21 protein-coding genes are annotated in these 19,698 nt (G+C 48.3%); 13 read left to right on the top strand and 8 right to left on the bottom strand.

The window, feature by feature from the left end; genetic code table 11:
* Window positions 1–115 precede the first annotated feature (115 nt).
* Window positions 116–1,537, bottom strand: coding sequence for an alanine/glycine:cation symporter family protein (locus MHN31_RS15485; RefSeq protein ID WP_239444674.1), 1,422 nt, complete (start codon window positions 1,535–1,537; stop codon window positions 116–118).
* A gap of 39 nt (window positions 1,538–1,576) precedes the next feature.
* Window positions 1,577–2,491: an arginine deiminase-related protein gene (locus MHN31_RS15480; protein ID WP_125562826.1), complete on the bottom strand. Its 915-nt coding sequence runs from the start codon at window positions 2,489–2,491 to the stop codon at window positions 1,577–1,579.
* A 246-nt stretch (window positions 2,492–2,737) separates the two neighbouring features.
* Here MHN31_RS15480 and MHN31_RS15475 point away from each other — a divergent pair, with 246 nt between their 5' ends.
* A complete protein-coding gene (locus tag MHN31_RS15475) occupies window positions 2,738–4,429 on the top strand; it encodes a molecular chaperone HscC (RefSeq protein WP_239444673.1) in 1,692 nt (563 codons plus the stop codon).
* Window positions 4,422–5,174 carry a J domain-containing protein gene (locus tag MHN31_RS15470; protein WP_239444672.1) on the top strand — a complete coding sequence of 251 codons (753 nt, stop codon included), beginning with the start codon at window positions 4,422–4,424 and terminating at the stop codon, window positions 5,172–5,174. Before MHN31_RS15475 ends, MHN31_RS15470 begins: the two co-directional genes overlap by 8 nt.
* Here the strand turns inward: MHN31_RS15470 and MHN31_RS15465 are convergent.
* Complete coding sequence (locus MHN31_RS15465; RefSeq protein WP_239444671.1) at window positions 5,171–6,127, bottom strand: bile acid:sodium symporter family protein; 957 nt, start codon at window positions 6,125–6,127, stop codon at window positions 5,171–5,173. The genes MHN31_RS15470 and MHN31_RS15465 overlap by 4 nt on opposite strands.
* 142 nt (window positions 6,128–6,269) lie before the next feature.
* Between MHN31_RS15465 and MHN31_RS15460 the strand changes: the two genes are divergently transcribed.
* From MHN31_RS15460 to MHN31_RS15450, 3 genes are all read left to right on the top strand, one after another.
* Window positions 6,270–7,262 (top strand): winged helix-turn-helix domain-containing protein, encoded by a 993-nt coding sequence (locus MHN31_RS15460; protein WP_239444670.1) that lies wholly within the window; start codon window positions 6,270–6,272, stop codon window positions 7,260–7,262.
* Between the two features lie 118 nt (window positions 7,263–7,380).
* Window positions 7,381–8,136, top strand: coding sequence for a DsbC family protein (locus MHN31_RS15455; protein ID WP_239444669.1), 756 nt, complete (start codon window positions 7,381–7,383; stop codon window positions 8,134–8,136).
* A 132-nt stretch (window positions 8,137–8,268) separates the two neighbouring features.
* The gene (locus MHN31_RS15450) at window positions 8,269–10,500 is read left to right on the top strand and encodes a tetratricopeptide repeat protein (protein ID WP_239444668.1); all 2,232 of its coding nucleotides are present in this window, start codon (window positions 8,269–8,271) and stop codon (window positions 10,498–10,500) included.
* Here MHN31_RS15450 and MHN31_RS15445 read toward each other — a convergent pair.
* Window positions 10,497–10,817 (bottom strand): antibiotic biosynthesis monooxygenase, encoded by a 321-nt coding sequence (locus MHN31_RS15445; RefSeq protein WP_239444667.1) that lies wholly within the window; start codon window positions 10,815–10,817, stop codon window positions 10,497–10,499. The two genes, MHN31_RS15450 and MHN31_RS15445, sit on opposite strands and share 4 nt — an antisense overlap.
* Complete coding sequence (locus MHN31_RS15440; RefSeq protein WP_239444666.1) at window positions 10,814–11,146, bottom strand: NIPSNAP family protein; 333 nt, start codon at window positions 11,144–11,146, stop codon at window positions 10,814–10,816. Before MHN31_RS15440 ends, MHN31_RS15445 begins: the two co-directional genes overlap by 4 nt.
* An 80-nt stretch (window positions 11,147–11,226) precedes the next feature.
* Between MHN31_RS15440 and MHN31_RS15435 the strand changes: the two genes are divergently transcribed.
* Window positions 11,227–11,928, top strand: coding sequence for a winged helix-turn-helix domain-containing protein (locus MHN31_RS15435; RefSeq protein WP_239444665.1), 702 nt, complete (start codon window positions 11,227–11,229; stop codon window positions 11,926–11,928).
* On the opposite strand, the gene MHN31_RS15430 is transcribed toward MHN31_RS15435, so the two are convergent.
* Both MHN31_RS15430 and MHN31_RS15425 read right to left on the bottom strand, forming a co-directional pair.
* A complete protein-coding gene (locus tag MHN31_RS15430) occupies window positions 11,906–12,280 on the bottom strand; it encodes a PH domain-containing protein (protein ID WP_125562847.1) in 375 nt (124 codons plus the stop codon). The two genes, MHN31_RS15435 and MHN31_RS15430, sit on opposite strands and share 23 nt — an antisense overlap.
* A gap of 80 nt (window positions 12,281–12,360) precedes the next feature.
* Window positions 12,361–12,543, bottom strand: coding sequence for a ribosome alternative rescue factor ArfA (locus tag MHN31_RS15425; RefSeq protein WP_239444664.1), 183 nt, complete (start codon window positions 12,541–12,543; stop codon window positions 12,361–12,363).
* Between the two features lie 197 nt (window positions 12,544–12,740).
* On the opposite strand from MHN31_RS15425, the gene MHN31_RS15420 reads away from it, so the two are divergent.
* The 4 genes from MHN31_RS15420 (at window position 12,741) to MHN31_RS15405 (ending at window position 16,388) form a co-directional block, all read left to right on the top strand.
* A complete protein-coding gene (locus MHN31_RS15420) occupies window positions 12,741–13,727 on the top strand; it encodes an alpha/beta hydrolase (protein ID WP_239444663.1) in 987 nt (328 codons plus the stop codon).
* Between the two features lie 82 nt (window positions 13,728–13,809).
* Window positions 13,810–14,847, top strand: coding sequence for a nitronate monooxygenase (locus MHN31_RS15415; protein WP_125562851.1), 1,038 nt, complete (start codon window positions 13,810–13,812; stop codon window positions 14,845–14,847).
* Window positions 14,848–14,973: 126 nt separating this feature from the next.
* The gene (locus MHN31_RS15410; protein ID WP_239444662.1) at window positions 14,974–15,786 is read left to right on the top strand and encodes an ABC transporter permease; all 813 of its coding nucleotides are present in this window, start codon (window positions 14,974–14,976) and stop codon (window positions 15,784–15,786) included.
* Between the two features lie 257 nt (window positions 15,787–16,043).
* The gene (locus MHN31_RS15405) at window positions 16,044–16,388 is read left to right on the top strand and encodes a hypothetical protein (RefSeq protein WP_125562855.1); all 345 of its coding nucleotides are present in this window, start codon (window positions 16,044–16,046) and stop codon (window positions 16,386–16,388) included.
* A 149-nt stretch (window positions 16,389–16,537) separates the two neighbouring features.
* Here MHN31_RS15405 and MHN31_RS15400 read toward each other — a convergent pair whose 3' ends face one another.
* Window positions 16,538–17,614 (bottom strand): ChaN family lipoprotein, encoded by a 1,077-nt coding sequence (locus tag MHN31_RS15400; protein ID WP_239444661.1) that lies wholly within the window; start codon window positions 17,612–17,614, stop codon window positions 16,538–16,540.
* Window positions 17,615–18,038: 424 nt separating this feature from the next.
* Between MHN31_RS15400 and MHN31_RS15395 the strand changes: the two genes are divergently transcribed.
* The 3 genes from MHN31_RS15395 (at window position 18,039) to MHN31_RS15385 (ending at window position 19,628) form a co-directional block, all read left to right on the top strand.
* Window positions 18,039–18,359 (top strand): DUF6482 family protein, encoded by a 321-nt coding sequence (locus MHN31_RS15395; protein ID WP_239444660.1) that lies wholly within the window; start codon window positions 18,039–18,041, stop codon window positions 18,357–18,359.
* Window positions 18,360–18,719: 360 nt separating this feature from the next.
* Window positions 18,720–19,019 carry a DUF3088 family protein gene (locus MHN31_RS15390; protein ID WP_239444659.1) on the top strand — a complete coding sequence of 100 codons (300 nt, stop codon included), beginning with the start codon at window positions 18,720–18,722 and terminating at the stop codon, window positions 19,017–19,019.
* Window positions 19,020–19,139: 120 nt separating this feature from the next.
* Window positions 19,140–19,628, top strand: coding sequence for a DUF523 domain-containing protein (locus MHN31_RS15385; protein WP_239444658.1), 489 nt, complete (start codon window positions 19,140–19,142; stop codon window positions 19,626–19,628).
* Window positions 19,629–19,698: the final 70 nt, after the last annotated feature.

Genomic DNA, 19,698 nt, shown 5'->3' with positions numbered 1-19,698 from the left:
TGTGAAGGGCTTCCGGCTAAACTTACTCAGCAGTAGTCAAAATGGCTCATTTCACCTTGCGCAAAGACCAAGCTAAAGCTTGACTTTGCACCACAATTCGCAAAAAAAGAGATACTTAATCTCTTTTTTTGCTCACCCAAACATCTTCGTGGAGAGTGCCTTGATAGTTGACTTTGGTGGGGTCGAAGTGGATTTTTTCAGCCGATTTTTTCTGGCTTTGGTAGTCTTTCGTCAAATTCATGATGGTTGGGGTGAGCTGCACAATCGCGTAGATGTTCACCAGTGTCATCAAACCCAATGCCATGTCAGCAAGGCTCCAGACTTGCTGTAAAGTGGCGCTGGCGCCCCACAACACCATCGCTAAATACACGGCGGTGTAGCCCAACCGCCCGGCTTTGTTATCCAGCTTGAACAAGTGTAAATTGCTCTCCGCATAGGCGTAGTTAGCCACGACAGAGGTAAAAGCAAATAAAGTAATGGCGGCAGCAATCAGATAATCGCCGGCTTCACCAAAGTGTGCCTGCATTGCGTTTTGAGTCAGACTGATACCAGCCATTTCTCCGCTGACGGGTAAACCAGACAGTAACACCACCACGGCTGTACAGCTACATAACACCAGGGTATCAATAAAGACACCCAACATTTGTACATAGCCTTGCGCAACCGGATGATTAGGCACAGGCGTTGCACCAGCTGCGGCATGAGGCACACTGCCAGCCCCTGCTTCGTTAGAATACAACCCTCGTTGAATGCCATTTTTAATCGCAGCGCCCAAAGCGCCCGCCCCCGCTTCGGTTAAACCAAACGCTGACTGGAAGATATCCAGCAACATGGCAGGCACCTGAGCAATATTGATGAGCAATATGAGTAAGGCCGTTGCAACAAACGCGAGACCCATAAAGGGCACAATCAACTCAGCAAAACGGGCAATGCTACGCAGGCCACCGTAGACAATCGCGCCGGCAAGAATTGCAATCACCAGCCCTGTGTATAAGGGGTTAATGGTGAATGTATTATGGAGTGCTTCGGCAATGGTATTGGCTTGCATGGCGCTAAAACTAAAGCCATAACCCAGGAATAAACACAGGGCAAACACCACTGCCAGCTTAGGTTTGCCAAGCCCGGCCCGAATATAATAGGCAGGACCACCACGAAACTCCCGATGTTCATCGCGGACTTTATAAAGTTGGCCCAGCACACTCTCCGCAAATCCAGTCGCCATGCCAAGCAAGGCAATGACCCACATCCAGAATACTGCCCCACTGCCGCCCAGAGAGATTGCCATCGCTACCCCGGCCAGATTACCTGTGCCGACCCGGGCAGATAGGCCCGTACACAAGGCTGCAAAGGAACTGATCCCTGAGCTGTCACCACTCATGCTGCCCTTCATCACACTGAACATATGACCAAAGTGGCGAAACTGCACCCACTTCAGCCGCCAGGTAAACCAACATCCGGCAATCAGTAACAGATAAATGAGTATCTGGCCCTGCCCCCACAGAAGATTATTAATTGGGTCAACGATAAATGCCATCATACTCACCTGCCTGTTGTTATTGTTTTGTTGTTATTTATTTTAACGCCGGGATAAATGCACACCGGCCAGCATACAACGTACCGAGCCTCCGGCCAGTTCAATGGCAGACACCTCCAGCGGTAATAACGTCACACATGATCCAAGCACAGCGATTTGCTCGGCTGTCAGCGCATCATACGCGGTTTGTGACAGCGCCAGTATGCGCCCGCTGTCTCCGTTTAACTCCAGTGCATTACCACAAAACGCATTGATCTGAGCCTCACTCAACTCTATCAGCTTTTTACCGGCAAGCTGCAACCTTTGTTTAATTTCTGCCCGCCGCCCTGGTTCGACTATCATCTCAAAGCCGCCCAACGCGTAGTCACTCCCCACGCACAACAGCACATTGGTATGATAGACAGGCACTCCCTCTTCACTGAGTGCATCGAACACCATGGGCTCAAAGTTGAAGTGACTGCAAAAGCGTTCCAGCACATGCGAATCGGTGCGTTTTGAGCGCGCGGTGTAGGCAACACGCTCAATATGATCCAGCACCATCGCACCGGTGCCTTCCAGAAACAAGTCGTCATATTCCAGGCCAGAATAATCAATCACATCCTGCACCCGGTACTCACGCTTCAATAGCTCTATAATGTCTGTTCGTCGCTCCCGGCGGCGGTTTTTAGCATACATGGGATAAATGGCAATTTGCCCGCCCGCATGAGTTGAAAACCAGTTGTTGGGGAACACTGAATCAGGCGTATCAGTGCCCAAATCTTCAAACAAGTGCACCCGCACACCCGCTTGTTCGAGCTGTTCAGCGACCCGAGATACCTGCTCGTAAGCCATCTGGCTGATATCACCATCAAACTGCTGAGCCTGAGATTGAAAGCTGTTATCGGCCCGGGTTTCTTCATTGGGCAAAAAACAGTGTGGCCGGATCATCACAACGGCACTGGGGGCTTGTGGGAACATAACTTAAATACCTCTAATACTGACACTAAAAACATGCGCCGCTTTTATCCGTGAAAAAAGCAGGCAAATGGCTTTGTACACACCAGCAAACAAACCAGGTGTATCAGCTAGACGTATGAACTGCAGAATACTTTTTCACCAATTAACGTCCATAAAGAAAACAGCCGCAAAAACTATAGCAGTGATTTACTACCTTACCCAAAGCACATACACTAGGCGCTGGCTTTACGAATTCAGGAAGTAGTTATGATCACGGTAGGTATCGACTTAGGCACAACCAATAGTGCAGTCAGTTATTGGGATGGTGAAAAAAGTGTATTAATTCCAAACTCTCTGGGTGACTACCTGACCCCATCAGTAGTCGGGGTGGACAATAGCGGCGAGATATTGGTAGGGAAAGCGGCCAAAGAGCGGCTGATCTCACACCCATTAAAAACCACGGCATTATTCAAACGCTATATGGGCACACAGCGCACTGTGACACTTGGAAAGCAGCATTATACCGCCGCTGAGCTATCATCACTGGTGCTTAAATCGCTAAAAGCCGATGCCGAAGCCCAATTATCACAACCTGTTACACAGGCGGTGATCAGTGTACCTGCTTATTTCAATGACTATCAACGTAAAGCCACTAAACTGGCCGCAGAACTGGCCGGGTTGGAAGTGCTGAGACTGATCAACGAGCCCACAGCCGCGGCACTGGCATATGGTCTGCAATCGCAAGAAGATGACACCCATTATCTGATCCTGGATTTAGGTGGCGGTACCTTTGATGTCACCATTCTTGAGTACTTCGATCGTGTCATGGAAGTCAAAGCATCGGCCGGTGACAATCATCTGGGCGGCGAAGACTTTACCGGATTACTGATCTCGGATTTTTTGCGTCAGCATCAGTTGGAGCCAGAACAGCTAAATGAGCACCAACAACAAAACTTAACCCGGCTTATCGACGAGTGCAAATGCGGTTTAAGCAGCGAAAAACACGCCCAGTTTGACATAGAACTCAGCAACCAGACCTTGCGCTATGAATTAACCGAAGAGAAGATGCGCGAAATCTGCCAGCCACTGCTCAATCGCTTACTGACCCCTATTGAACGGGCGTTTAACGATGCCGGACTATCTCCCTCAGACATAGATCATATAGTCATGGTCGGCGGCGCATCACGTATGAATATTTACAAACAATGCCTGATCAAAGCACTAAAATGCTTCCCCACGACTCAGCTTGACCCGGATCTGGTGGTGGCACTCGGTGCTGGCATACAGGCCGGCCTGGTTGATAAAAATGAAGCACTCGATGATGTAGTATTGACGGATGTATCCGCCTTTAGTCTGGGCACTGGTACCCACAATGAACACGATAATGATGGCAAGGTGGGCAACTACTTTACCCCCATTATTGAGCGCAATACGGTACTGCCATGCAGTAAAGAAAATACTTTCTTCCCTATCCATAAATCCCAGGAACAACTGTTAATAACGGTTTATCAGGGGGAAAGCCGATATGTCAAAAACAACATCAAACTCGGCGAAATTGACGTACCATTGCCAAAGGCAGATAACATCGAAGACAAATTAGTCCGGGTACGCTTTACTTATGATGTTAGCGGCCTGCTGGAAGTGGACATTACCGTAGAACACACTCAGCAAACCATCAGCCAGACCTTTGAACAATCTTCCTCTGTGTTGTCGGACAAAGAAAAAGCCCAGCTGAAGGACAAAATGCAAAAACTCAAAGTCCACCCAAGAGACCAGCAGCGCAACCGCTTACTGATGGCTAAACTGGAACGTATCTATGAGCAAAGCCGTGCCCAGTACCGAGAACAAATTGCTGAGTTGATCACATTCTGGGAAGCCGCTTTAGGCTCTCAGGATAACCAGCGTATTGATCGGGCTTATGAGGAAATTACTCAGTTTTTAAAAGAGTTAGGTGAATAAAGTGACAGAAAATCCCTGGGAAGTACTGGGCATCGACCCCAGTGCAGACAAAAAAGCCATAAAACGTGCTTATACAAGTAAGCTCAAGTTGTGTAAACCCGATGAAGATCCAGAAGGGTTTCAGCAACTGCGTGCCGCCTATGACGCAGCACTGGCACATGTGGAGGCACAGCCCCAGCAACGTGTAAAGTTAAGCTCAGCAGACGAACAGCCGTCAGAACTCGCTGAACCTGAAGCCGTCAAGCCAGAGGTTTTGCCGGACACAACCCCGGCGATGCACTTTGAAAAACCCCAGGCACAACCCGGCACGCCGCCTCAGCTTAATTCGGAGCTGCAGGAGTTTGACACTGAATTAGCACAGCTGCTGGACAATTCATATCGCCGTAATCAACAAGGGGCATGGCAGTTGCTTATTGAGCACCCAGTCTGTGTCGATTTACAAAGTCGTCGGGCCGCCTCGCACCGGATATTCCACAGCGTGCTGAACTATCAAAAGTCAGAACGCGCAGAAGTCACTCCTCTGGACATAGAAGTGTTGGTATTTCTGAACCTGCACTTTGACTGGGCGGAAGATCAAGAGCTGGAGCAACAGGTGGGCCATCCCGACTTTTACAATATGACCCACAAAGAGATGCCAGAACCAGAGGTCCGCATCGAGCCGGTGGGTGATACCAGCAACATTGCCAACCTATTTATTGGCCTGACCATACTCTGTGCCCTTGGCCTGATCATGATTTCTATCTAGGCATCTGACACCTCAGCGCTCTGCTCCACGGACTGAGAAGACAGGCTGCGACTACGTTTGCGCCACCAGGTCGCCAGCACAGAGCCGCTGACATTGTGCCAAATCGAAAACAAGGTACCGGCCAATGCACTGGCGGGGGCAAAAAACTTCATCGCCAGTGCAACCGCCAATCCGGAATTTTGCAACCCCACTTCCAGAGCAATCGTACGGCAACTCGTTTCAGGCAGACCCAGCCGCTTCGCCACCAGATACCCTAGCGACAAGCCAGTCGTATTATGTAGCACCACCGCCAACGCAACAATTGGCCCAATGGTTGGTAAGGTTGCCGCATTTAATGCCACGACAATCGCGATGATCAGCACGATTGCGGCCACTGAAAATAATGGTAAAAGCGGAACAAGCCGTTGAATATAGGCACTGAAAAAATAATTCAGAAGTACACCTGTTAGCACAGGGAACAACACAATCTTTAGTAAATTCAGCATCATGCCTGCCAATGGAATATCAACTACCTGACCTGCCAGCATCTCAACCAGCAGTGGCGTCAGTACCACGCCTGCAAGGGTACTCATAGCCGTCATGGAAATAGACAAGGCTACATCACCTTTGGCCAAAAAACACATCACGTTGCTGGCCGTGCCACCTGCGACACAGCCGACCAATACCATGCCTAAAGTCAGATCTGCATCAAACTGAAACAACAAAGCAATCAGTAAAGCGACCAATGGCATCACGCTAAACTGCAACACCAGGCCTATCAGTACCGCCTTAGGTTGATTCAGTACATGACGAAAGTCCGCCGGTGTCAGAGTTAACCCCATCGTCAACATAATAAATGCGAGTAAAGGAATGATGGAGGCCTTTAAAGCGACAAAGGGCTCAGGTGCATAAAATGCAAAAGCACTGAGCAAAATCGCCCAGAGTGGAAACAGTTGGATGATAAAACGCAACATATAGGGCGCTCAGTATGGCAATCAAGATGACTCAGTTATACCGTAATTGACCGGGAAAACAAATCCTGCCTCTGTGGCTCGTTTTTTATCACCTATATGATAAGGTTAGGTCCTGTATCGTGGATTTATGCGAAGGACTGACATGGCCGAGTACCGCTTTTTATCTTATCGTTTTGATTGCCAGACTCATACACTAAAACAAGGCAAACAACCTCTGGAGCTGCGCCCCAAAGCAGCCAAAGTACTGAGTTATTTGCTGCAACATGCCAATACAGTGGTCTCCAAACAGGAGATAATCGAAGCCGTATGGGGTCATCCTCATGTGCAGGAGCATCGCCTGTTTCAGCTGATCAGTGAACTCAGAAAGCTGGCCCCCGAACAAGACCTGATCCGCACCTACCCTAATCAGGGTTACAGCTGGCAGGTAAAAACCAAAGTGGTTTTGCCGCCCTCGCGTAACCGGTTTGCCCTGGCGGCATCATTGCTCCTGTCTGTTAGCGTCGCCAGCGGCGCTTATCTGAACAATCAGCCTGCGTCCACCAGCACACCGACGCTACTGCCAGCCTTGTCGGCATACCACAAAGCCATCGTGGCTTTTGAGCACCAGAAGTACCCGCAGGCGCAGCAATGGCTGACTTTCAGCTTACAAGAAAATCCAGAGTCAATTGAAGCCCAATTGCTGCTGGCCGAAACCTTATTACAAATGAATGAAACAGCGCAGGCACAGCACTATGCCAGTCAGGTAGTTCAGCACACGGCGGTTAATAGCTATTATTTTTCACAAGCGTCAGATCTGCTCAGCAGGCTCTCAGTCAGTCAGGCGCGCTTCTCCGAGGCGCTAAACTTTGCCATTCAGGGACAGCAGGCCATCGATCAGCAAGCAATTTGCAGCGCAGTGGTCATGCGACAGCGCATCGCCGATTTGATCATCGCGCAACCGGAATCGTTACAGTCTGCGACACTGCACAGTGCAACAGCACGACTCACTCACAGCTCTGTACCAACAAACACAGCGCAAAACATCAACTCGCAGCAGTCCGAACTGTGCAAACAGCTCACCCAGCCTGGACCAACTTCGATGCGACTGTGCACACCGTCCAGCGGAGTTCACATAGGTCGAGAGAGGCTTGCTTAACCAATTGATTTAATTGCTTTGATAGAAGTTTATAGGTCATTTTAAGGCGAATTTAAAAGCCATTACCAGCCAGCTTAGTTATAACCGGGGCATCTTTTTTGTCAGCTGGATATTTACTATGACCTTGTCTACTTCTCTTTCAACGTTTCTGCTTGGCACAGCATTACTGAGTGCCTCTCCTTTGGCCGCAGAGCCAACCCCCCCCACGACAGCCAAAGCAGGCTCCCCAAAAGAAAAAGCAAAAAATAAATTACGCGCACTGGTTGGGACAAACATCGATTTTGAACTGCACCCTTACTCAGATGACTTCTTTCGCCTGACACTCGGCAATGAACACCTGCTGTTGTCAAAAGATGGTAATTACCTGTTCAGTGGTCGTGTTATTGATGTGCGCAATCGGGTTGATCACATCGCCAAAATACAACAAATTGCCAATCAACAAAAAATGGCTGATGTGCCTTATGAGCAATTATTAACCTACCCGGCACAGGATGAAAAATACCGCATCACAGTGTTCACCGACATCGACTGCCCCTACTGCCGTAAATTTCACAAGGAACTGCCTGCGCTTAATCAACAGGGCGTTACGGTCCATTATGTGATGATACCCAGAGGCCGAGCAGGCAGCCCTGCCTACCAAAAAACGGCAGCAACGCTCTGCGCTGAGCGACCTAATCAGGCTATGGATGCCGCAATGCGCAGTACACCAGCGCCTCTAGAAAACACAGAGTGTGAACACTCACTGGATACCCAGGTTTCACTGGCGCAACAGTTTGGGTTTCAGTCGACACCGACTATCCTGCTACCCAATGGTGAAGCGGTCCCGGGTTACTTACCAGCCAGAGAACTGGTGGCGCGGCTGGCGCAGCGCTAGCCCTGGCTCTGCCACTCTGAAAGGCGGTGTAATTGGCATTACGACACAAACGGGTTATTATTCAATCATTCATAGTGGCCCTTGCCAGATCCAAATGGCGCGAGAAATACGGGTAGTACGATCGGAAGTTCGATGTTAATGATGCGCTTACAGAGCCTGTTCAGGCTAGGATACCGAGGCTTAACTCGCAACACCTTGCTGGCGTTGCTATTGTGCTCCTCTGTGGCTCAGGCGTTTTCCATCACAGAGGCAAAACGCCAACTGGACGATGCGCAAAACCTCAGAAGCGGCTCACCTCAGTCTGCGATCAGGTCGCTGGCACAACTCGCAGATGAGCCGGCACTGAAGTCGTATCCGGAAGAGTATTACGAAACGTTAATGGCGCTGGCTCACACCCTGATCAGTCAGGGCGACTACGATAAAGCGCAACAGCGTAGTGAACAACTACAGCACTTCGCCATCGCGCAAGGCAATCCCTACCACCATGCCTATTCCTTTTTGTTATTGGGATTTATTGCGGACAACCAAAGCCGATTTGATCAGGCCCAGGCCTATTATAACGATGCGCTCGACACCGCGATTGATGCCAATGATAACGAAATGATTGCCCAATCATATGAGCGCATTTCTGCGGTACTACGGCGCCAGGACAAGTACATCGAAGCACTGAAAGTAGCTCAGAAGTCCATCAATGTCCTCAGTATTCTGGGAGAAACTGAAGTCTACGCCAGAGCGCTGGTTAACCTGGGGATTATTCAGACCGCACTGGGGGATCATGAGAGTGCGCTGGAAACCTTCACCCGCTCTTTTGAGCTCAGCCGTGAGCTGAGCTTTGACAAAGGTATCGCCGACTCCATTTATGAATCTGGCGTGGTGTATCAGCGCATGGAAAACTACCCGGCCGCGCTGAAGCATTTTAAGATGGCGCATGAACTCGATGAAAAATCGGGTAACCTGATGGATATAGGCAACAGTGCTATGCGCAGCGGGTTTATGGCACTCGAGACCGGCGACCTGAAAGAAGCAGAATACTTCGCAACCAAGTCACAAAAGCTCTATACACAGATAGACTCAAAAAGTGGCCTGACTCGCAGTTACAACCTGCAAGCCCGGATAGCACTCAAATCGGAGCAAACAGCACTGGCAACAGAGTATGTGGAGCAATCGCTGGAGATTGCCAATAGTTATAACCTGACCGGCTATTTAGTTGCTTCTCAGCTGACTCAGGCACACATCGCTGCGGCCTCACAAAATCACGAGACAACACTTGAGCGGGCCCATCAAGCCCTTGCCACAGCAACGCTGATTAATGACAAAGACGGCCAAATCAAATCCTATCAACTGCTGGCAGACACTTACCAGGCTATCAAGGATCCGCAAAATGCCCTCGACGCACACCTGAAATTCACCCAACTCAGAGATGACCTGGGCAACAGTCAGCACAACCTGACACTGGCCGCATTGCAAAGCCGGGTTGAATTTATTCGCAAACAACAAGAAATCGAAACACTCAATCTCGACCGGGCATTGAAGGACACCCAACTCAGAGAGCGGGAGTGGCAACTCAAGGCATGGTGGTTCGGCACAGCCGGGGTGTTTATGCTGGTGCTCGCGATTGGTTATCGGCAAGTCAAAAAACGTAAACTGGCTGCCGAGCGCGCGGCCCTGCTGCAAGAAGTGGTCGACAAGAAAAATGCGATGCTGGCAGATGTCTCTCACGAGATCCGCACACCGCTTACGGCACTGCAACTGCAGGTTGAAGCCTTACAATTTAATATCGCCCAGGACGTCGACGCTTCATACAATACGATCAATCGTAAATTGTCAGATATTAACCGTCTGATCTCAGACATTCACCAGCTGGCCATGGCCGATTCACAGAGTCTGTACCTCAATCTGGTGCAGTGTAACCTCACCGAAGTGATGACACTCTGGGAGCAGGAGTTTGCTCAATTCTCGCAAGGAAAAGGCTTTGATTGGGAAGCCAGCATTCAGCTAACCGGCGCAGTGACCGTGAGTTGGGACATGGATCGCATTAAGCAGGTACTCACAAACTTAATCGCCAACAGCACCTTGTACACCGACAAGCCTGGTAAGCAGCGGCTCAAGGTCTGGCAACAGCATAAGAAAATACACATTACCCTGGAAGACACTGCTCCGGGCGTGATTGATGAACACCTGAGCGAAATATTCGAGCGATTGTTCCGGGTAGAAAAGTCCCGGAGCAGGCGTACCGGCGGCTCCGGTCTGGGCCTGGCCATCTGTAAAAGCCTGATTGAAGCACATCATGGTAAAATTGTGGCCCAGCATAGTGAGCTGGGCGGATTGAAAATCGTGATAGTGCTCCCTACAGAGGTTAACTAAGGCGCTTGCTCCCGGTCTTGACTGCCATAATCGCGCACTACTTGGGCGACTCGAATACGGTAGTGCTGAAACATGCGCTGTCTACCCTGCTGCTGCGCCGCCCGATGCTCCTCCTGCATTCGCCACTGCAGCACAGCCGCTTCATCCCGCCAGAATGATAGTGAGAGCAACCGTTCAGGGTCATTCAGACTTTGATACCGCTCAATTGATATAAACCCATCGATGTTTTGCAGGCTGGGCTTAAGATCTGCCGCGATATCCAGATAGGCCTGTCGCTTGGTCTGGTGAGGCGTTACCTCAAAGATAACGGCTATCACAATGCATTCACTCCTTGCAGATAAGTTTGTTCAATACAGGATAAGAAACTGCGCTTTTCCTGCAAAATAAAGCCCGCTTCTAGAGCAAAGAGAAAATTGGCCCGTCCTTGTTGATCCGCTTTCAGGCGCACACGGTACGCCTCATATTCCGCCAGGCTGGTAAAGCTGATCAGGCCATAAGCGACAAAATTAGTGCCCTCATGAGGCGCAAAATAGCCAACCAGTTCACCACCACATCTCGGGATGATCTCACCCCAATTGCGGGCATATTGCTCAAACAGGTCCAGCTTACTCGGGTCAATCCGATACTCAATAAAACAAGTGATCATAGTGCATTGTCTCCTCTTGCGTTTTTCGGCACTATATCGACTACTCAATGTCCATGCTTCGGCCCATATCGAACTATCTAATGCACGATCCCGACATCACAGTGATTACCAGCTTGATTGGTGAGCCTAGCAGGGCACGGATGCTCCTTGCCTTAATGTCGGGCAAAGCCCTGACAGCAACAGAGTTGGCACTTGAAGCAGACATCACTGCTCAGACGGCAAGCAGCCATCTGTCAAAACTGGTTGACGGGTCACTCATTACGGTCAGAAAACAAGGCAGACACAAATACTTCCAACTTAAAGGTCAGGCTGTTGCAGGTTTGATTGAACAGCTACTCACACTCAGTAGCAGCACAGTACTGAAAACCAATAGCGGGCCAGACGACCCTTATCTTCGACAAGCACGCGTATGTTATGACCATATTGCGGGTGAACTGGGCGTTCAGCTCTATGATGCGCTGGTCGCGGCGAACTACATAGAAGATATACAAGCACAGACTTTGCTGACACCCAGAGGCACTACATTTTTTGAGCAGCTGGGCGTCTGTTTTAGCACCTTTAAAGAGAAAAAACGGCCGATCTGTAAATCATGTTTGGATTGGAGTGAGAGACGCAATCACCTGGCAGGTAGTCTGGGAAACTGGATCCTGAATGATGCACTTGAACGAGGCTGGCTGAAAAGAGTACCCGATTCACGAGTACTCATTTTCAGTGATGAAGCGCACAGTAAACGCTTTGCTAAAACCTATGGTTTAAAACTCACAGACAATACTGAGAAATAATTTTATAGACCTGATTAATGTTGTCGCCTGCTTTGAATTCTTTGGTTAGTGGCTCAGGCTCAGAGCCTATCCAGATTTTCAGCTCAGCGTCCAAATCAAAATGACCAGCTGACTCCTTACTGAACTTAGTGATTTTGCTATAGGGAATGCTGAGCATTTCCACTTTAGAGCCGGTGACACCTTGCTTGTCCACCAGGATAAGTCGTTTGTTAGTAAACACAAACATATCCCGAATGACTTTATAAGCCTGCTCAACGCTTTCCCCGTCTATCAGGGTATCGTTTAATAGCTTGTCTAGCTCATCGCTGTCTACTTCACTGGCATTACCCAATAATCCACTTAATAGTCCCATCTGATTGCTCCTTTTATTTAATCAGCCACAAGCTTAGTAACATAATATCCGTTTGTCGAAAGCCTTATCTTATTGCTCGCCTAAGCTGCCATAAGGTAAGGCTCTCGGCCTTGATGCTTGTCTTTTCGACGATAGCTGCCTTTGCCTTTTTTACTTTTCTCAACTTTGCTTTTGAACAATGGACTGGTTACCAATGCTTTCAAGGCATTGTCTTTAATGTCGCCACGCTGATGGTCGAGGGACTGGCTGCGTTTGCTTGCCATACGTAGTATACTCCTGAATATAAGATGAAATATTAGCCAGTTTTGGCTGCGCTGATTATTGATGTATTTAGACCGCTATGCAAGTACATTTTAGTGGCAAAACATAAAAATCTTTTGCTTCCTTTACGCTGCAAATCAAGAATGTAACTCTCTATGAGCTATACTTTTTTTCAAAGTTGAATGACTCTGTTAAACCTATGCGTAGCATTAAAACCTCAAATGGTCTCACTCTGAGCTATCAGGACTGTGGTAACCGACATGCACCAACCATTATCCTGATCATGGGACTGGGCGCGCAAATGACCGTATGGCCCGATGAGCTGTATTTTGGTCTGGTCGACAGAGGGTTTAGAGTGATCCGCTTTGATAATCGCGATACCGGATTATCGAGTCATCTTGACGAACATGGTACCCCCAACCTGTTCAAAACCTGGTTACGTCGTAAGGTCCCTTTTGGTAAGCAGGCGCCCTATTCACTGGAGGATATGGCAGACGATGTACTGGCGCTGATGAAAGCGTTAAAAATAAAGAAAGCACACCTGGTTGGCGCTTCTATGGGTGGCATGATTGCACAGATCCTGGCGGCCAAACAGCGCAAAAAGGTACTCAGCCTGACTTCAATTATGTCTAACGCTAACAACCAGTTAATCTCTGGAAAAAGCCTAGGAGTATTATTAAAACTGGCTCGCCTGACACCGCGTAATAACAGCCCTCAGGCCGCGATTTCTTATAATGTCAGACTTAACCAACTGATTGGGAGCCCAGCCTACCCGCGAGACGAACAGACTCTGCGTGAGCAAGCAACCATGCACATCAGCCGAGCCCACAACCCGGCCGGGTTTAAACGCCAGCTTGCTGCCATTACGGCCAGCGGTGACAGGCGCCATTTGCTCACCCGGATTAAAGCGCCCACTTTGGTGATCCACGGCACCCACGATCCCATTTTTCCGCTCACAGCAGGCCAGCAAACTGCCGCCGAAATTCGCAAAGCAAGACTCAAAATCGTTGAAGGTCTGGGCCATGACTTTCCGCCTATGCTGATGGGAAAAATGGCAAAGTGGATTGCAAAGCACGTGAAAAAAGCCGAACTCAAACGGCTAAAAAAGAAACGGAAGAAAAAGACGGCTACTAAGCAAGTCGAACGACTATCAACACAAACGAGTAAGCCCGACTCGTCAAGCTAAGCCCGGTTTGAAATATTCGCTTTTCTTATGTACTACTTTCCCGGTATGCTTACAACACATCAGACCAGTTCAAATCATCAACATGAAAACACGTATTACCCATTTGCTTGGCATAGAAAAGCCCATCATTTTACCCGGCATGAGCTGGATCTCGGTCCCTGAACTTGTAGCGGCCGTATGCAACGCCGGTGGACTGGGGATTTTAGCCACCGGGCCACTGACACAAGAGCAAACACGCCAGGCCATCGCCAAAATTCGCACTCTGACCGATAAACCCTTTGGCGTTGGAGTCACCTTACTGATGCCCGGCGCAAAAGAAAATGCCAAGGTCGCTTTGGCTGAGCAGGTGCCGGTGATTAACTTTTCTCTGGGCAAAGGTGACTGGATAGTGGAAGGCGTAAAACGCTACGGCGGTAAAACCATTGCCACTGTGGTCACCGAAAAGCACGCACTGGCTGCACAAAAAAGCGGTGCCGATGCCTTGCTGGTCACCGGTCATGAAGCCGCAGCCCATGGTGGTGAAGTAACGTCGCTGTGCTTAGTGCCTAATATTGTCGAACTAGTCGACATCCCAGTGATCGCAGCAGGCGGGTTTTCCGATGGCAAAGGCTTACTGGCTGCTCTGGCATTGGGCGCTGATGCCGTAGCCATGGGCTCTCGCCTGGCTACCAGCACGCAAAGCCCGGTCCATCAGAATGTCAAACAAGCGGTGGTTGACAAAAAGGTGGCGGACACCATTTACTCTAAAAACTTCGATGGCCTGTATGCCCGGGTAATGAAAACCCCGATGGCAGAACAAGCCACCCGCCGCCCCATGAATCCCATAGTGGCAGTCTTTAAATCCTTTAAAGCGTCAAAAATGGTCGATATGCCGCTGTGGAAATTACTACTGGGACTACTGGCCCAGTTCGACAAAATACGTATGCTGACTCTGTTTGGTGCCGCCACAGAAAAACTGGAAGCCGCCACCATAGCGGGCGACCTGGAAAACGGCGTACAGTTTATTGGCCAGTCTCAGGGAATGATCCGCGATATCGAACCCGTTGAGGTACTGATGGAACGCATTATGGTTGAAGCAGAAGCCGAGCATACCCGGATCAACAAACTCATGATGCAATAACCTTAAGCTCAAATTCGCTCTCGCTAAACAACGATGCATGTTAGCCAAGCGATGGGGTGCTCTTAAAGGGGTGTCTGTGTAATAATTAACTGTAATTAAAATACTTAACCTTATCCAGACACCCAGATGCAACAGGTAATCGACATCCAATGGTGGCAGCTGGGCTTATTCAGCCTGACCTTGCTGCTGCCCTTTACCATCAACGCGCTGTACCAACTCAAGATTGGCAAAGAAGCTGTGATCGGACTCATCCGCATGGTCGTGCAGTTATTTCTGGTCGGCCTGTATCTGGAGTACCTGTTTACGCTCAACAACTTGTGGATAAATCTGGTCTGGTTGCTGGTGATGCTGCTGGTCGGCAGCAGCGCAATTATCAGTAAAGCCCGCCTCCCCAGGCGACCGTTATTTCTGGCTGTCTTTACGGGTTTATGTGCAGGACTGTTACCTTTGCTGGGCTTCATTACTGTAGTGGTTGTTCAGCCAACCCCGTATTACCATGCTCAGTACCTGATCCCACTGGCAGGCATGTTGCTGGGCAACAGCCTCAATGCCAATATTGTTTGCCTGCAACACTTTTTCGACGCCTTTAAAACCCGCTGGTCTGAGTATGAAGCCGCGCTCTCACTCGGGGCACCCGTGCGCGCAGCCACCCAGCCCTTCGTACAAAACGCCCTGCAAAAAGCGCTCGCGCCTATTCTCGCCACCATGGCCACCGCAGGTCTGGTCTCACTGCCCGGCATGATGACCGGTCAGATCCTTGGCGGTGCCAGCCCCATGGTCGCCATCAAATATCAGGTGATGATCATGATAGCCGTCTGGGCCATGATGAGTGTGTCTATCACGATGTGCTTGTTTATTGCCGTACGCAATGTGATCAGTCCGCAGGGCAGATTAAATTCTGAATGCCTGGGGCTGGAAGCAAACAAACATAGAACATAATTAAACCCATAAACGATAAACTCGCTTCCAGCGTACCTGTCACCGTTTGCATATTTATTAGTATCGCACGCATGGGCCTGTTATCTCTGATTCGCGAAGCGGCTTGAGCTATGGATTGATTTATGGAACAATTCCGCACTTATTTACCCACTTGATTTATTTTGAGCCTTGCTGATTTATATGTCAGTTAAATGCTGTGCGCTTAGCACCATCAAAAATAGGCTCAATGCATCCAAAATTCATTCAAAGGAATAATTATGAATCTTTTAAAAAAAATATCTGTCTCCCTCGTTTTCCTGGTCAGCCTTCCAGCCTTTGCTGATTCTTTTTGTACAGGCAAGGTTACAAAGCTAGGTGTTGGCCGTCATGGAGTCGTTTATGTGTCTGGTCCTGGCGGTTTGCCCGTCGTTTATTTGTGTAATCTTCAGGGTAAGAGCAATGGTATCGAGACTGAAAGTTGTAAAGCAATGTACAGCTCACTGTTGGCTGCGAAGGCACAAAACAAACCAGTAAGCATTACATTCAACCCTAATATTGGCTCTTGCTCAGGCTTAAGTTCTTGGCGATATGCGCCAAATGTCAACTGGGTTATTTCTGAGTAATATAACCTGAGACTATTCGCCAATGGCTCACTTGTAACTGTTGGCGCTTCCCACCTTCATATAGTGAAGCCTTTATATTAAATGGCTACCTGAACCTGTAGAGCGAGAAAGCAGCAATCGATCAGTTTAGTGCTCACATTGCTGTATGCCTAATTCCTGACTTGGTTACTCCCAAAGCTACAATCTTGCTTGGAGCGCTTAAATACGTTTTTCATCCAAACCTTCTGGTTTTCCGCTGTTTTTACCTGCTCAGGTAAAGCGTAAATCAACAACAAATAGTCACCCGTTACCATATCTTTGTCACTAAATGAGGGCGAGTTGGCATCTGACACCATAACGGGTTGAATCACAGCAGTCTGATTATTTCTGCGTAACTTCAACCTCTCAACGGTGCCCAGGCCTGATGCCGAGTGGAAATGGCCGTTCAAATGAACCAGTTTATGCTTCGGATGAGCAGCCAATGCCCTATCAATTGACTCCGCCATGGTGTCATCACGTACCACCTGAGCATGGTAAGTATTCAGATTAGGTTTAGTCCGCTTTGAGTGCTTGTCAGTGCTTTGGACGTCAGGCTTGTTACCCATTGACCCGGTGAACTTTTCAAAATAGGCGCCTTCCTCAGGCATATAGAACGAAGCAGCTATTTGATTTTTTCGTTGGGCAGGTAATTTATCCAGCACACTGAGACCCTCTCTACCGGTACACACAACGATGTCTTTTGGCGCATTGGCAGCAATGACTGGCAAGCCTCGTTGTTTTGCCATTTCTACCACTGGACGATAACTGCTTTTATAGTTTTCCCAGGCGCGCGCAAAATGACGAAGAGACCACTCACCTATCTTGCCACTCAGGTAGTCATCAACAATTGGTTGTACATCACGTTCAAATTGCTCCATCGATAAAATCACTTTTTCACCGCTGTCCAGCATGCGTTGGTAAATCACAGCTTGTGCCAGGTGATTACCGGGATGACCATGGTTTTCTCCAATAAAGACAACATCATATTCAAGAAGCCCACCATTACTGAGACTGAGATCGACCACCACGGGCTTACCACTTCTTACATCAACGAGTTCATAGTCATACAAATTAACCAGCGGTCGAGTGAGCTGCCATCCTCCTTCCGTTGCGATTAATTTCTGTGAAGGTGACGAATTATGATTAAGTGAACAAGCACTTAAAAAAGTAAAGGTGATGACAATACAAGCCGTACAAAGTTTGTTCATGAGGCCCGTTCCTCCTGAAAAATAATATCAAAATATCTGCCAAAGAAGCGTAACTGGCGCCTTACAGCCAATAAAAGTCCCAAGAGCTGATCTTAGTCTTTGTAACGCTCGTACAGCCTTTTGTTATACCCATTTGCTTACTTAAGTGCGCCATTTTGAGGCGATAAAACATCGTCAATAACTAGGCAAAAATCTTGCTACTTAGTTGTTCTCAATAAGAAGTTTTTAGCATCGTTAGCGTCATATTTGCTCCTTCAAATTGAACAGATAGTAAGTGAAATTGGTATTCGTAAATTGCGTAAACAAGCGACCCTGATTCAATACTCCTAGCCTGCACGACAAGCTTGGCTATATCGCTGAGAGTAACCGGAACTGAGCCATTACTCAGGCACAAAATCAGACATTCATATACGGTGACGAAGACATGAAGGTATTCTATAGAGACTTGGCAACAAAAAAAATTGATAAGCTGGTCATTAACTCGCTTGATCAGGCGCTGTACCAGGCAATAGTCATCATAAACGGCGAAGAGCACATCGTCTGGCAAAATGAAAAAACAACGTTATTAACCCGGAATTTAACAGAGATGCGGGAATACTTTGAACAATTTGATATCCATGAAATAGCGCTCAGACACGAAAGTGCTTACGACGAAATGATAGGTTCAGAGCCAAAAAAGAACAGCAACAGGTTAGAAGTCCCACTCGGTAAAAGCCCCTACGCTTTACCAAAACACTTACACTGAAGCTTTGCGTGCGACAGGCAAACATTTCTCTTTTCTAAAAAGCCCCTGGCGCTCCGCCATCTATCTGCTCGACGCGCCTTGCTCCTGAAATAAAACCAGCATGCGTATTGAAGTGAATAATAAGAACACGAATGGTGGTGGCGGTAACTAAGCAAACTAATAAGTAACCTCTACATCACCGATTAGACTGCTAAATTACCACTCTCCAGATGCTTTTATTTGAAAACAAGCACCGACCCCACCTCCATAACAGTGCTGAATATATAAACGCTCTCAGTGTTTACTAAAAGTCTATTTTAGACGTCCTTTCAGTATGTTAGGATTGACTAACCAATCAATTGTGCGAGTGTGGCGCAGCCCATGAAACCAAAATTATTTGTTCTGAAAATGCCGTTCGAAGACGGTCCCGGAAAAATGTGGATTTGTTCACATTGCGCATTAATAGAAGGGGCGTTATCGGCCAACCCACATTGGCTAGAGGCTGTTGATGTTCGTCGTATCGGCTTTGCAAAACCTCGCAGTGAAGTTGTTGCACTTTTAGGTGAAGACAACCAGTGGCTGCCTGTTCTTATTTTAAACAAGCACCATACGATTACTGATCCTGTGGAGATAATCAATTACCTGGCAGAACAATTTGGCGGTGCCAGTGTACACCCCTAACTCAGAGGTAATGGCCTAAAAGCTTAGTTCCGATTAGCTATGGCTAAAGGTCATACCGAATATAAGACTGGCCACCTCAGTCAATTACCCAGACTTGGGCTGTTTAGAAAGGAGTTACTGTTGGAAAAAGTGCTTGTAAGTGCCTGCTTGCTTGGCAACAAAGTTCGCTACAATGCCAGCTGTTTGTCGATCCCCGATGCTGATTTACACTGGCTTCAATCAAATATGACACTGGTTGCGCTTTGCCCTGAAGTATCAGCGGGGTTACCCACACCCAGAGCCCCGGCTGAAATCACAGCAGGACAAGGTCTGGATGTGCTCAACGGCGCGACCAGGGTAATTGAGAAAGATGGCACTGACGTCACTGCAGCATTTATTGAAGGCGCAGAAAACGCATTGGCACTGTGCCAGCAACAACAAATCAAATATGCCGTGCTGGCACAAGGAAGCCCTTCCTGTGGCAGTGCAAAAATCTATAATGGCACATTTAGTGGCGTCAAAATCAATGGTTCAGGCGTAACGGCAGCATTATTGACCCGCAATGGCATTCGGGTTTTCAGCCAACATACAATATCTCAGCTGCGAAATTTGCTACACAGGCTGAACTAGCAATTGAAATAATAAAAGCATGCGGCAACACTGAAACTCCCAGTGTTAACAAGGGATCTAATAATAGTTT

The sequence above is a fragment of the Pseudoalteromonas sp. McH1-42 genome, from assembly GCF_022347845.1.
Taxonomy (GTDB): domain Bacteria; phylum Pseudomonadota; class Gammaproteobacteria; order Enterobacterales; family Alteromonadaceae; genus Pseudoalteromonas; species Pseudoalteromonas rubra_D.
This window is presented reverse-complemented; position numbering and strand designations above follow the sequence as displayed.